Source organism: Bacillus sp. FJAT-22090 (assembly GCF_001278755.1).
In the GTDB taxonomy this organism is placed as follows: domain Bacteria; phylum Bacillota; class Bacilli; order Bacillales_A; family Planococcaceae; genus Psychrobacillus.
Window position 1 is genome coordinate 3,482,810 of the sequence record NZ_CP012601.1, and the last position, 13,555, is coordinate 3,496,364.

Sequence of the window (13,555 nt, forward strand, 5' to 3'; positions counted from 1 at the left end):
TTTATAAAGAAGTTGCACCGTTTTTCCCCTTTAGATATGATTGTCTAAAGGGGTGTTTTTTTGTCCAAAAGAAAAAGAACATCTGAGGATACAAGGACCAAATTGATGCTGGATTTGCAAAGAATTGAGAAGGATGAGTATCAGTTATGCGAAGGTGAGCAGCATCAAGATTTCTTCCCTTTGTTACTTCAATATATTGGTGATCCTCAGCCAGAATTACGGGATAACCTGATTTATCCGATGTTTTATATGTGGATTAAGAAAGAGAATAGGTTCAGTGGAGAGGAGTTGCGTAGCCTCTTAACTGTTCTGACTGATGAGAACCATTTGTTCTATCATATTGGCAGCGTCGACGATCAGTCAGTTTTTACAAGGACGTTCTCTGCCTTGCCTATCGCTTTGATTGTGCAACGCCACAGACAGAATCCATTTTTCGATCAAGCGGAAATTGAGCAATTAATGCATGCAATGCTCCGTTATTATAAAGAGGAGAAGGATCTGCGAGGTTACCTTTCAGTAGGAGGCTGGGCTCACAGCGCGTCTCACGGTGCGGATGTTTTTGTTGAGCTGGTGCAGTGCGAGGAGAGCAGCGTCGCAATGCTGCGTGAGGTTCTTGTCGCTATTTCTAGCATGCTTCATAATGGTAGACACATTTTTAGCGATGAGGATGATGAGCGGTTGGTCAACATCGTAGATACGATGATTGACAAAGAGTTACTTCCACATCAAGAAATCGCTGATTGGATTAGCGGCTTAGCGCAATGCTGCAATTTGCCGAGTAGTCGCAGTCAGGTGATTGCTCGCGTGAATAGCAAGAATTTTTTACGCAGTCTCTATTTCAGAAGGGGACAAGATAGCCGACGGAATGAGCTTAACACTGTCATGCTTGGTACTGAGGCAAAATTGAACAGGTTTTCTATCAGTTAGGATTAGAGGGGCAGTCCCAAAAGCCATGGAAAGTTGGCTGAGAGAGTGTCTGGCATGTTTCTCCATTAAAGGGCGCTTTAATGGAGGAAATATCCTATGATTCAATAAAATATATTAAGAGCGTATTTTGATTAATCTTTTTTTAAAACACGCTCTTTCTTTTTGCTTGTTTATCGAGGCTATTAGTATTAATTTGATCAATCTTTATTATAAAGCTACAGTTGTGAGTAACATTAATAAATGAGACAGATTAAAGTGTTAATTGAGATATTAATTCAATATAATTGATACTGATGTTCAAGGACAACTGAGTTGTAACGGAAAAACTGGTTAGTTAAACTAACCAGTTTTTTTATTTGGGTTTGTTAGCTAAAATTGTGCATATTTCAACAAAAAAAGGACCTAATTTAAGGACTTTTTTAATGTACTTGTTCAACTAAAGCACCTGTTAGTTGTGGGTTTGAAATAAAGTCGTAACGTTTATAAATTACCAAGACCTAAATTGTAAAAAGTCATTAAAAATAAAGGGTGGTACATATTAGTCATATCTTTATTTATGTACCACCTTTTTACTTCTTGTTCAACACACACACATTTTGCATTTCTATTGTTAGTCATTCAGATTTCTAATAATAAAAGGGACCTAATTTAAGTGCTTTTATTAATGCACTTATTCATCTGAAACATCCATTCTTAAATACTAATAAAAAAATAAAATCATCATAGACTTTACGCATTTCGGTACAATTTACAGGTGCTTGTTATTGTGCAAGTAATGCTAACTTGCTTTTAGATGGTGTTTCGTATTTTACTTTTGTGGACTTCTGAACGTAACTTCCACCACCTACACCATATAATCCACCATGATTACTCTTATAGTTATAAACTCGGTATTCTTCGCCTTTTTTCAAAGTACGGACCGTAGTCAATGAACCGTTACTCTCCATTTTGACCAAGTTTGTATTAGATAGAATAGTAACTTTACCTATTTGCCCTAATTTTAGTTCTGTTTTTCCCCACATAACTTTTATAGGGGGTACATCTACATCTAACTTTTTCTTAATGTACGCAGAGGATATATAACCTGTTAACTTTTGATCCTCAGTTTTAACTGGGTACCATACAAATTGGTTTATACTTGTCAAAGATTGATCATATAAGAAATTTCCTTTAATAATCAAGGTAGTATTTATTGGTAAGGATTTTGCAACTGAAGAAGTACTAGGTTGTGACCTTAAATTTACATTGTCTTTTGTGATCGTTACTTTGTCTCCTATTTGAAATTGATATGCAGAGGCATGCAACTTATCCGTTAATGTATATTCCTTCTTTTTGAATACAATATTTTCACTGCTATTAGGGTCATATTCAAAATCAACTGTATTGAAAGGAAATTGCCCTAATTTTGTATCGTTTATGTAACTATCTTTTTCAATAAACGAAAAGACTTTTTCTTGATAGGCCTCTATATTCTTCAATCCACTGGATTGATAAAGAGGACTGTTAGCAGGCTTTATACCGTTATAAGCCATGACGGGAAAGTACCAATTTTCGATTACTTCTGGTCCTGTCTCTTTTATTTTAGGTAGATCTTTACGGTGATACATACTGCTAAGGATTTCGACACCTACCTGAATATTGTAGTTGATATCGTATTTCAATTTCTCTTGATCATAGCCTAGTTGATTGGTAATTTGCATAAGACCGATCCCATTATCTTTTGAGATAACAGGCTGGCCGCTCTCATCAAATTGTTTCCAACCACCATTTTCTTTTGAAGCCACAGCTTTAACAACTTCGGGAGGGATATTTGCTTCTAAAGCCGCATTCGTAAGTAAGCAGTTCATATGCTGAAAAGCGGGATTTTGATTTGGCTTAATTTCACCATATGATGAACATTTAGATGTCCATGTTGACTCAGCGGAAGCTTCTTCGTAAGACCAACTCAGGAGCATTAAACAAGTTAATAATCCAGCCCCAATTTTGATTGATTTCATTCATTTATTCCCCATTCATTTAGTATTTTATATTTATTAGTATATTTTACCATAAGTGATTAGTGTAGAAATGATATTTAGGAATAAAATGGATGACTCTATTAAACCTTCACAAGAATTTAAGAATTCAATGGAAAGGGTATAGCCGATTTTTGATTTTAACTATTTGTTTTTAATTTGAACTTTTCCCCATTTGTAAATTATATTTTTTCACTTGAAGGACTTTAAAAATTATTCCTCTTTAATTATTGACAATAGATAATTAGGAATATAATATGTATATATGAATATATAATCATATATAGAGATTTAAGCATACAATAGGGAGGGATTTTTATGGGTAATAGTCACAATCATGCACATGGAGAAAATAAAAAAGTATTACTGATTTCGTTTTTAATCATTACCATCTATATGATTGTAGAAGCGGTAGGGGGTTATATTACAAACAGTCTTGCTCTTCTTTCTGATGCAGGGCATATGCTAAGCGATGCCGTATCCCTTGGAGTTGCCTTATTAGCATTTACATTTAGTGAAAAAGCAGCAAATGCTAGTAAAACATATGGCTATAAACGTTTTGAAGTTTTAGCAGCCGTCTTAAACGGTGTGACGCTTATTTTAATAGCTTTCTTTATTTTTTATGAAGCAATTGAACGTTTTACAAATCCACCAGAAGTGGCAACAACCGGTATGCTTGTTATTAGTAGTATTGGGTTAGCTGTGAATATCCTAGTTGCTTGGATTATGATGCGTGGCAGTGATACGAAAGAGAATTTAAATATGCGTGGGGCATTTCTCCATGTGATTAGTGATATGCTAGGATCAATTGGCGCTATTATTGCAGCACTACTGATTTTGTTCTTTGGTTGGGGTTGGGCTGACCCCTTAGCAAGTGTTATTGTCGCAGCACTAGTTTTACGCAGTGGTTATTATGTAACGAAAGCTTCGTTGCATGTATTGATGGAGGGCACGCCTCAAAATGTAAGTGTAAACGACATCGTTCATACAATTGAACAGACAAAGGGAATTATAGATGTACATGATTTACACATTTGGTCTATTACAAGTGGTTTAAATGCACTTTCTTGCCATGTGGTGGTAGAGGGACAAATGACGATTGTAGAGGGCGAAAAGCTACTACGTAAAATGGAACATGATTTAGAACATAAAAATATCCAGCATGTGACGATTCAGTTGGAATCTACCGCACACAAATGTGATAATTCTATTTTATGTACAGCAAAAGCTGATGTCTCAGCTGCACATGCACACCACCATCACTGACGGGATGCATTGGGACTACCGATAGTAAAATAGTAAATCAATAGGATTAGTTACAGGAGGTGTAAAAAAGTATGGCTGAAGAAGTACAAACTAATACACATGAATTAGATGAAGAAACACTGTTTGTCGTATCCCAGACGTTTAAAGCGTTAAGTGATCCAACACGTATTCGTATATTAAACTTACTTTGCTGCGAAGAGCACTCTGTGAATGATATTGCTGAGGCACTAAATTTAGGTCAGTCCACAGTATCTCATCAGCTCCGTTTTTTGAAAAATTTACGTTTAGTAAAATTTCGACGTGAAGGGACAACGTTGTATTATTCAAGCGATGATGACCATATTATGAATCTATTGCATCAAGCGATTGGTCATGCAAAGCATTAAAATACATTCTATATATGAATTGAAATAGAGTTGGTTCAAAAAATTTTGAGCTACTCTATTTTTACTTATAGATTTTTTTAGTTCTTATACGTTTTGTAAGAGAAAGTTTAAGTGATTGTATATAAAAACCCTTCCTATATTCCCCATATAAGCCATTAGTTTAAAATCTCAACTATTTTTTTTGCTGAGCTTTCAGAAAGACTATAAATAGTATGAGTATCATTTGTATTCATTATTGTGCCATGTTCATCACTTATCCAAAGAAAATAAGATTTATCTCCAAATTCAATTTTATAATCGGGGTCAACCATATTCACTATTCCTGGCTCTTTATTAGCACTGTTGAATGCATTTTTAAAATCTTTCATGACACTTGAGTCTGTATAAGTAGTCAATGAATTCTCTCCAACTTTTGAAAAGCTTTCCATTTTGTATACGTTCACTTCTTCTATGTTTTGAGATGAACATCCTATAGTCAATAGTGCTATTAAAATAATAAAAAGAAAACGTGGAAATAACCTTTTCAAGAAACCACCTCCTATTTAAAGTTAGTCGTGTTTTCTTGAATTTAAGTTACAGTGTAAGTAAAGTCATAAAAAAAACAATTTATACAAAACGTATCCAACGAATAAAATAACGATTAGTATTCCTGTCCCTTTCCAACCTAAACCACCAACTAAGTCAGCTAAGTTACCATTTTCTGCTCTACTAAATCCATCTTTTAATGAACCTGTTGAATTTTTTTTAAGTTCTTCTTGTCTTAATCTCTCTCTTTTTTCTTCAGGTGTACCTTCTTGAAAAAACCTATCCAACCTTTGATTTCTAATTAAAGTAACAAAAAAAGCCTCTGCCACCCTTTAATATAAGGGATATGCTGATAAGGCTCTTTTTATTTTTGTGTGCATATGAAAATCAAAGTGAACGGTTGAAATGTATAGAAAAGCGCTAGGTAAGAAAAAGAAAACATCCCATGCATCCAAAGCTTATGAGTGCTATTGTTAATACTTTTGAAAAATCTTTAATAGACTCCATGATTATTTCCTGGATGGTGATCATGTAAATTGTGCCTACTGCTAAACTTATGGAAAAAGACCAAAACATTGGATCGCCAATTCCCATTGAGTTCCCTATATAAGCGCCAAAACCAACTGGGATTGCAACAATTAAAGATAAAAATAACCATGTCCATACTCCAAGGCCCGCTATAAATAATGGAGTAAATACAATTATTCCTTCAGGTATATTGTGAAGTAAAATGGTTTGTAGAAGAGTCATTTCTAAACTAGACTCTTGATTTGAGCCTATTACTATTCCAATAGGCAAATTGTGAAATGAAATACTAAGGAACAACAGTATACCCGTTTGTAATGAAAAGTTATCTTTACCTTTAAATGTTCCAAATAAATTTTTCAAAGCTTTATGTGTAATTTTAAATAAAATAACTCCAATGACAAATCCTACGATGAATGTGAGCCAATTTCCAAGGTTTATAGCCTCAGGAGCAACTTCAAAACTTAATAAACCAAGAATTAAACCAGCGCAAATACTGTAAATAGTATCTATTTTTCTTTGTACTCCTCTTAACGCCCATGCTATTACCCCACCTATACTAAATCCTAATGCAGTGTAGATATAGCCCATTACCCAAATCAAAGACAATTTATCACTCCTACTATGTTCACTCTGTCTGTCTTTATGTTTATATGGATATTGTCATGCATTTATGAAAACGAAATTACATTCATGTGAATGAAATTTCTAAGAGAGATAGTAGGTACCTCCATAAATTAGACTGTCCAATTATTTAGTAAAATTATTTGATTATAGAATAATTAGCCAAGTAATAGCCAATAAATAGTTTATATTGGAGGGAAAGATAATTATGATAATAAAAAGTGATGAAGATAAAGTAATTTATTGCTACAGCTGTCGCAAAAGGACCTTATTTACACGTAGAGATATGAACAATAATAGTGGTGTAGAAAGTCATTGTAGTGAATGTTCATATGTTTGGTTTGAATGGCAAAACCGAGCAGTAGAGCGAGAAAAAGAAAAGTGGGTTGAATATAATACGATATTTACAAACAACTCTATTTAATATTCCTTGCTTAATAAAGTTAACTATAACTACTTTTTCATAAAATTGACCAAGCAGAGTCTAAATTGGCTCTACTTGGTCTTTTGCATCTCTATTATATAAATTTTACAAATTCACCGACTGGCTTTCGATACCCACGCCATGCACATTTTGTGAAGTGTAACAATTTAAACTTTTAAATTACTTACGAACAGTTTTTAGTGCATTAGTCCAAGGAATAACTTGGTCTAGCATTTGGTTTACTGAATCAGCTTGTACAGCTTTTGGTTTAAATACAGTACCGTTTTCAAAGTCAGTGAAGAGGGATAGTGCTGGATGAACGCGAACATGTGCTACAAGCAATTCACTTAAAATGCCACGTAAATGTTCTGCTGCACGAGCACCACCTACGGAACCATATGATACGATACCAGCTGCTTTGTTATTCCACTCATCTCGTAAGTAGTCTAAAGCATTTTTTAATGCGCCGGTAATGGAGTGGTTATATTCTTGAACGATGAATACGAATCCGTCACAACCATTGATTTTTGCACTCCAAGCTGCTGCACCTGAAGCATCGCCACCTGGTTCACCTAAAAGTGGTAACTTAAATTCTGCAATGTCGATGATTTCGTACTCAGCGTCTCCACGCTTGTCTGCTAGTTCTTTTACCCATTCTCCTACTTGTGGACTAACGCGTCCCTCACGTGTACTTCCTAAAACTATTCCAATTTTCAACATGTCATTTCCTCCTATTTGTTCTTCTTTAGTGTCTAATCCAAAAAATTTTCTAAAAAAACTCATTGTTCTACCTCATATGCTTTCTTAAATTCATTGTGCTTCTTACTGTATAGATGGGTCATACTAATAGTGGTTATAGTAACGATTTACATACCTCTCATTCGATTACACCACATAATCACTTGCATGGAAGGAAACATGTGCATTATGTAAAACTTATTGTGTTCTACAAAATAAGCACACTAATTCTTCCCTCACCCCCTTTAATGGTTATTTTTTGATTGACTTAATCTAAGAAGGATTACGCCAGGTTGTTCTTAATACAAGTATGACCAATTAATATTCTGTCGAAACGTGTTCCTACTAAGTAAGTACAACGGAAATTTGAATAGAGATATTTTGTATAAAAAAGAATGAATATTTACTTCGAATTCGAGATATATATTTAAAAAAATTTCCATTCTCTTATGAATGATTTTACCTTTATTTAAAATATCTTTAATTCGAAATAAATTTAACATAAATTTATAACAATTGTCAACATCTCGTTTTAATATATTTTTATATTACGGGATTTATAGATATACCAAACCAAGAGTATAGGGCAGCAATTAATTACAAAAACGATTAATGTAATCTAAATGTCATTATTTCATCTCTGTTTTTAATTTAACTATTTCTACATCAAATCCATTGAGCTATAGTTAAAAGAAACGCTAGGGGGTTTTTAGATGCCTGTTACACTTCGTGAAGTATATGAAAACGAGAAAACAATTTTACAAAACTTATATTCTTTTTATCTTCATGACCTTTCTATGTTCACGCCAAACATTACTATCAATGAAAATGGATTCTTTGATTATGAAGATCTCTATTTGTTTTGGACAAATGAGGGTATTTCTCCTTATTTCATCGAATCTGAAGGCAACATAATTGGCTTTATACTTCTTTTGGAAAGACCATTTTTAAAAAAAGAAAATGATTTCTGCATTAATGATATCTTTATTCTAAATAAGTTCAAAGGGAAGGGCTATGGAATACGGGCAGTTAAAGAGTTGTTTGAAAGCAAAAAAGGTCAATACTATGTTATTGAACTTGTTAATAACCTTCCTGCAGTATCCTTTTGGAGAAAGATATTAAAAGAATTTAATATTGATTTTGAAGAAAAGAATCAATTAATTGATGACGAACCTTGCATAGTACAGGCATTTAAAATCTAGAATAATAAGTAGAAATCCTATATGAAAGAACGGTAATTAATTTAACCGTTCTTTTTTTTACATTTTAATTCGTTTATATATGTACTAACAATAATAGACAGCTCATTATCAGAGCCAGGGGTGCTGTTAATGGAAAAAAGAAGGCAATTATTATAAATTTTCCATATATCTAAAAGGGATATTTTATGTGGGAGGCGAATTTATCTGTATGAAACTTTGTTGATGTTACTTTCTATATTAAGCGGTCTATCAATTGAACATTTTATTATGCCCGCTAGGACAGTATTTGGGGGATGCCTATGTGGAAAATATTAAAGACTAATTTTATTTTAGAGAAATCAAATAAGAAAAATATTTTAGCTAGTATTATATTGGCGGCATTTGTTTTTGGATTGATTTTATTTGTGAAAACGGAGGATTTAGGAAACTTAATAAAAGAAAAAGCGGGTGAATATCAATCGCTTTCTTCCGCGTTGAGTAAATTTCAAAATGTGGATGCTACTGATAATGGGAATGGCAGCGAGTTATATAAGAATATAGTACTTCAGCAACAATATGTATCTAAACAAAGAATGGCACTAAAAATGAATCGACCGGAGTTGTATTTAGAAACAGCGATCGACCTTGCAAATTTAAGAACGGATTCATTTAATATGAAAGGATATGATGATGTTGCAAGTAATCTACCTTCAAAAGTAGAAAATCAATTGGATCTTGTGTTTTATGAGTATGTGAAGAACACAGGAATTTCGTTATCCGTTAATTCGCTATCTTTCTTTCAGTTTCTAGCTTTTTTATTTGGTGTACTAGGTTCTGTATGGTTTATTTTCATGAGTATTTATACTTGTGGGATCATGATAGAAGAATTCCAACATACGTCTATAGTTAAAGGTTATCCTATATCCTTTGATAAGTACGTTTTATCTAAATGTATCTCATCCATGCTCATAGTAGGTGTATTTCTTCTGGAGTTATTTGTTTGCAGTCTGCTGTTAGTTTTTTTTAAGGGATTTGGAAACCCATCCTATCCTATTGCAATCTTTAATGGTAGTTTTGAAGTTTATCCAATATACAAATACATAGGTGTATCTGTACTTTATATGATTTGTATTTCTATTTTTACAATATTACTATCTGTGATTTTAAATGTTTTATTGAAGAATATGTATTTGACACTGTTTTTGCAATTGTTATTGTATATTTTCCCAGTGTTATTTCCGAACACGATGAATTTTGTTCCGTTTAATCCATTTAACTACTTGAATTTTACTAGCCTATTGAACGGGCAGACACTCGATCTTGCAAACCCGGTCTACTTAAATAGCACACATGGCCTTATTTATATCGCGTTGAGTATAGTCATAATGGTAGTCGCTATAAAGTTATTCTTGACTACTGGGAAGCTAAAGAAGATATAAGGGGAGTGAGATAATGTGGGCTTATTTTAAGTTTGAATTTCTTCAATTTATATTCAACAAAAAGAATATTGCAATTTATGTCATTCTTCTTTTCTTCTCGTGTTATTATGCACTAAAAATAGCTCCAGCTTATAATCCTATTGAAAAAGTAGATGTAAGTGAAATGGAGGCTCGTTACCTAACGAGAGAAGAATTTCTAAATAATGTTCAGATAAATGAAGGGACTCACCCTTTAACTTTGTTTGCTGCACAAATATTCCCCGAATGGAATGAATATGACAAAGAAAGATTAGAAGCTATCAAACAGCACAATTTTAATGAGTATGCAGAAGCTACATTTAAGTGGTATGCGTACTCTGATGAGATGATCTTTCGTTATGGAGGTGATTTCCTCTATTACAATCCGGGATATTATACGTATGGAAATAATTATGCGAAGGAAGATGGACACTTCGCTTATTCGTATTCTGCAAGTCGGTTCGAAGGGTATACAAAAGGAAACTCGGATTTAACTATAAATGTTTTCGAGGAAAGGACAGCCTTGCAAACACTGCAACGTCAGTTACACTCTTACCTGCCATTTATTCTCATTGTTAGTTGTATACTCTTCACAGTCGATATCGTCATAAAGGATCGTAGGAATTCAACACTGTTACAAGGTTTACCTCTTTCAGATTGGAAAAGGTTGATTATGAAAGGAGCAGTTTCCTTAGTAGGGAGTATCCTTGCAATTATTCCGCTTTCTGTAGGTCTATTGATAATTGGTGTCCGAAATGGTTTTGGTGATTTTAACTTACCAGTTCCGATTTATCATTCTGTTGAAGAATTATTTTCAAATATAACGATTAGGGAATACCTGATCCAAAACGTGCTATTTTTGGTTATCTGGTTTTTATTCATTATTTCATTGCTACTACTTGTAAGTGTGACGCTCAAAAACGAGTTTGCAACTTTATTGATAGGTTGCGTGGTTGTAATTGTTGAATTTGCTTACTTTAGTAGAGGGATTGGAGTATTTCGCGATGTTCAATGGTATCCAACGAGCTATGTTCAGGTGGGACAGATTCTTTCAGGTTATCGAAACTATCTTTATGGCACGGATGAACTCACTTTTGGAACTGGACTCTCCATAATAGGATTATGTACGTGTATTTTTTTATTACTCACTTTCTTAATAAGCAATCATAAAAAATTCAAGCTATTGTAGTTTGAAGATTTGGAGGAAAGATATGATTGAATTAAAAAATATTGGTGTTCAATTTTCAAGTAGAGACATTTTAAAGGATGTTTCTGTGCTGTTCAACCCAGGAGAAATTATTGGTTTGGTAGCTCCTAATGGGACGGGGAAGTCAACGCTTATGAATGTAATCATGAATTATATCAATCCAAACAGTGGAAAAGTCATACTAAATCATGAGCTAGAATATACAAATAAGAAGAATGAGGTAAAAATCCATCAACTAGTATCCATGATGCCTGACCAAAGTGACTTGTATAATCAGATTTCCGGAAAAGAGCATTTAAAAATTTATTCCTCCATGTGGAATAGTAACCCAAAACTGATTGACAGTACAATAAAAGAACTAGGGATGGCGTCATATATAAATAAGAAGACAGGAACGTATTCTTTGGGAATGCGCCAAAGACTTTGTTTTGCGATGCAAATTGTATCAGATACCCAAATCATGTTAATGGACGAAGTCATGAACGGATTAGATCCTACCCATGTCGAACTTATTTCACAGATTCTCGTTAAAAAGAAGTCTGAAGGAAAAACGGTTATTGTAGCTTCTCATTTATTAGATAACTTAGAAAAATATGCAGATCGAATTTTTTTTATGAGAAATGGTGAGTTAATCCTAGTTAATGTCATTTCGCCAGGGTTTGAAGAAAGAGAAATCACGACTGTGCGAGTAACAGAAATGACAGAGAAGATAAAAGAAAAGTTATCAAAAGAGTTTCCAAAAACCAATGTGCGATTATTACCAAATGGAGTTACTTTAATAGATGTTCGTGGATATGATTCAAGGAAATTAGGAACGATTGTAGAGTTTCTTAAAGACAATCAGTTAACAGAGTTTAGCATTGGGAAAGTTACATTGAATGATTTATATTCAATGTATTATCAAGAAGGATGACCTTTGTGATAGTTAATACAAAAGGGAACAATACAACTATAATTACGATATGGTAGATATTAAAAAGGAGCAATTCTATGGGTATTCTTATATATGTTTTGATCTCCCTATTCATTTATGGATTCTGTCTTTTATTAGGATTAATATATTCTAAAAGTAAGAAAGGGAAACACTTTTAATATATTTTGAAGAAATAATAGTTCTGGACAGATAACTCATATTATTCAAAGAATACAGTAGGAACCTAACGCGTACCACTATTCAACTAACGGGACAGGGTAGTATTTAGATTGAAGAGAGACAAAAAGATATGATTGGAAAGTGGGGAGCTAGATGTTAAGGAGTGAACTTATTTCAGATATAGCAAATAGAATAATATGTCTAAAAAGACTCCATCCAATTAGAGTAGGAGTAAGTGGAATAACTTCATCTGGCAAGACAACGTTTGCTAATGAGCTTACGGAAGAACTTCAAAGTAGAAAGATGGATGTTGTTAGGACTAGCATAGACAATTTTCATAATCCGAGAGTTATACGATACAGACAAGGTAAGGAATCAGCAATTGGTTATTACGAAGATGCTCACGATTACAATTCCTTTAAGCAGATACTTTTAATACCTTTAGGTCCAGGGGGAAACTTCCATTATCAAACAAATTCTTTCGATTTAGAAAACGACGTGTATGTAAACCCAGAATTGAAAATAGCAAGTATGGATACGATTTTTATTATTGATGGAACTTTCTTATTTAAAAAGGATTTATGTAAACTATACGATTTTAAAATATTTGTTGAAACTGACTTTGAGTTAGCCAGAAAAAGAGGAGCTAAACGAGAAGAATTGGCATTTGGAAGTTATGAAAAAGCAGAAGAAATGTTCCTTAATAGGTATCATGTTGCTTCGAAACTCTATCTAGACCAGCACTCACCGCAACTTAATGCAGATGTAGTCATTAATAATAATGAATTAGATAACCCATTTTTTGTATAAAGGAAACTTATTCTTCAACTACTGGGTGCTTTAGTTGAACAAGTGGCTGCCTGCAAGGGTAGCTTTTTCTTATTGAACTAACTGGGTAGGTTAGTTGAAGATAGAAAAAGATAAATGGAGGTGGAAAATGTTATTATTATGGCAACTTTCATTATTTGTTTCAATTGCAGCTTTATTGGTGGGTCTTGTTAAAAAATCTTGGGTATTCCTACTAATTAGTACGATTACATTTATACCAATAGCATATTATTTTTCAGGGTCAAATAATGCTTGGAAATATGTTGGTTTGACTCCAGCTCTCCTACTTGTTCTAACGATATTAATTTTGTTAATAAGTAAGAAGAAAACAAGGTCAATTAAAGAGTAAATCGGAAATT

At 33.4% G+C, this 13,555-nt stretch carries 15 protein-coding genes; 10 read left to right on the forward strand and 5 right to left on the reverse strand.

Annotation, left to right across the window (positions count from 1 at the left end; genetic code table 11):
- Positions 1-105: 105 nt before the first annotated feature.
- Positions 106-927 (forward strand): DUF2785 domain-containing protein, encoded by an 822-nt coding sequence (locus tag AM499_RS17510; protein ID WP_053592263.1) that lies wholly within the window; start codon positions 106-108, stop codon positions 925-927.
- Between the two features lie 761 nt (positions 928-1,688).
- On the opposite strand, the gene AM499_RS17515 is transcribed toward AM499_RS17510, so the two are convergent.
- Positions 1,689-2,924: an SH3 domain-containing protein gene (locus AM499_RS17515; RefSeq protein WP_082355299.1), complete on the reverse strand. Its 1,236-nt coding sequence runs from the start codon at positions 2,922-2,924 to the stop codon at positions 1,689-1,691.
- A gap of 336 nt (positions 2,925-3,260) precedes the next feature.
- Between AM499_RS17515 and AM499_RS17520 the strand changes: the two genes are divergently transcribed.
- On the forward strand, positions 3,261-4,208 hold the full coding sequence (locus AM499_RS17520; RefSeq protein WP_053591408.1) for a cation diffusion facilitator family transporter: 948 nt from the start codon (positions 3,261-3,263) through the stop codon (positions 4,206-4,208).
- Positions 4,209-4,279: 71 nt separating this feature from the next.
- The gene (locus AM499_RS17525; RefSeq protein ID WP_053591409.1) at positions 4,280-4,594 is read left to right on the forward strand and encodes an ArsR/SmtB family transcription factor; all 315 of its coding nucleotides are present in this window, start codon (positions 4,280-4,282) and stop codon (positions 4,592-4,594) included.
- A gap of 155 nt (positions 4,595-4,749) precedes the next feature.
- Here the strand turns inward: AM499_RS17525 and AM499_RS17530 are convergent, their stop codons facing one another.
- From AM499_RS17530 to AM499_RS17540, 3 genes are all read right to left on the reverse strand, one after another.
- Positions 4,750-5,121 carry a YhfM domain-containing protein gene (locus AM499_RS17530; protein ID WP_053591410.1) on the reverse strand — a complete coding sequence of 124 codons (372 nt, stop codon included), beginning with the start codon at positions 5,119-5,121 and terminating at the stop codon, positions 4,750-4,752.
- A 63-nt stretch (positions 5,122-5,184) separates the two neighbouring features.
- Positions 5,185-5,406: a DUF6366 family protein gene (locus tag AM499_RS17535; RefSeq protein WP_053592264.1), complete on the reverse strand. Its 222-nt coding sequence runs from the start codon at positions 5,404-5,406 to the stop codon at positions 5,185-5,187.
- Positions 5,407-5,539: 133 nt separating this feature from the next.
- Entirely contained in the window at positions 5,540-6,253 is a 714-nt protein-coding gene (locus AM499_RS17540; protein WP_053591411.1) for a ZIP family metal transporter, read from the reverse strand.
- A gap of 223 nt (positions 6,254-6,476) precedes the next feature.
- Between AM499_RS17540 and AM499_RS17545 the strand changes: the two genes are divergently transcribed.
- Positions 6,477-6,692 (forward strand): hypothetical protein, encoded by a 216-nt coding sequence (locus AM499_RS17545; protein WP_231687484.1) that lies wholly within the window; start codon positions 6,477-6,479, stop codon positions 6,690-6,692.
- 180 nt (positions 6,693-6,872) lie between these two features.
- Here the strand turns inward: AM499_RS17545 and AM499_RS17550 are convergent, their stop codons facing one another.
- Complete coding sequence (locus AM499_RS17550) at positions 6,873-7,475, reverse strand: NADPH-dependent FMN reductase (protein WP_053591412.1); 603 nt, start codon at positions 7,473-7,475, stop codon at positions 6,873-6,875.
- 668 nt (positions 7,476-8,143) lie between these two features.
- On the opposite strand from AM499_RS17550, the gene AM499_RS17555 reads away from it, so the two are divergent.
- The 6 genes from AM499_RS17555 to AM499_RS17580 all read left to right on the forward strand — a co-directional run bounded on the left by AM499_RS17555 (position 8,144) and on the right by AM499_RS17580 (position 13,545).
- The gene (locus AM499_RS17555; RefSeq protein ID WP_053591413.1) at positions 8,144-8,632 is read left to right on the forward strand and encodes a GNAT family N-acetyltransferase; all 489 of its coding nucleotides are present in this window, start codon (positions 8,144-8,146) and stop codon (positions 8,630-8,632) included.
- A 299-nt stretch (positions 8,633-8,931) separates the two neighbouring features.
- On the forward strand, positions 8,932-10,050 hold the full coding sequence (locus tag AM499_RS17560; protein ID WP_053591414.1) for an ABC transporter permease: 1,119 nt from the start codon (positions 8,932-8,934) through the stop codon (positions 10,048-10,050).
- Positions 10,051-10,063: 13 nt separating this feature from the next.
- Positions 10,064-11,257: a bromodomain-containing protein gene (locus AM499_RS17565; RefSeq protein WP_053591415.1), complete on the forward strand. Its 1,194-nt coding sequence runs from the start codon at positions 10,064-10,066 to the stop codon at positions 11,255-11,257.
- A 22-nt stretch (positions 11,258-11,279) separates the two neighbouring features.
- Positions 11,280-12,188 (forward strand): ABC transporter ATP-binding protein, encoded by a 909-nt coding sequence (locus AM499_RS17570; RefSeq protein WP_053591416.1) that lies wholly within the window; start codon positions 11,280-11,282, stop codon positions 12,186-12,188.
- 333 nt (positions 12,189-12,521) lie between these two features.
- Positions 12,522-13,178, forward strand: coding sequence for a nucleoside/nucleotide kinase family protein (locus tag AM499_RS17575; RefSeq protein WP_053591417.1), 657 nt, complete (start codon positions 12,522-12,524; stop codon positions 13,176-13,178).
- Positions 13,179-13,305: 127 nt separating this feature from the next.
- Positions 13,306-13,545: a hypothetical protein gene (locus tag AM499_RS17580; RefSeq protein WP_053591418.1), complete on the forward strand. Its 240-nt coding sequence runs from the start codon at positions 13,306-13,308 to the stop codon at positions 13,543-13,545.
- The last annotated feature ends 10 nt before the right edge of the window (positions 13,546-13,555 follow it).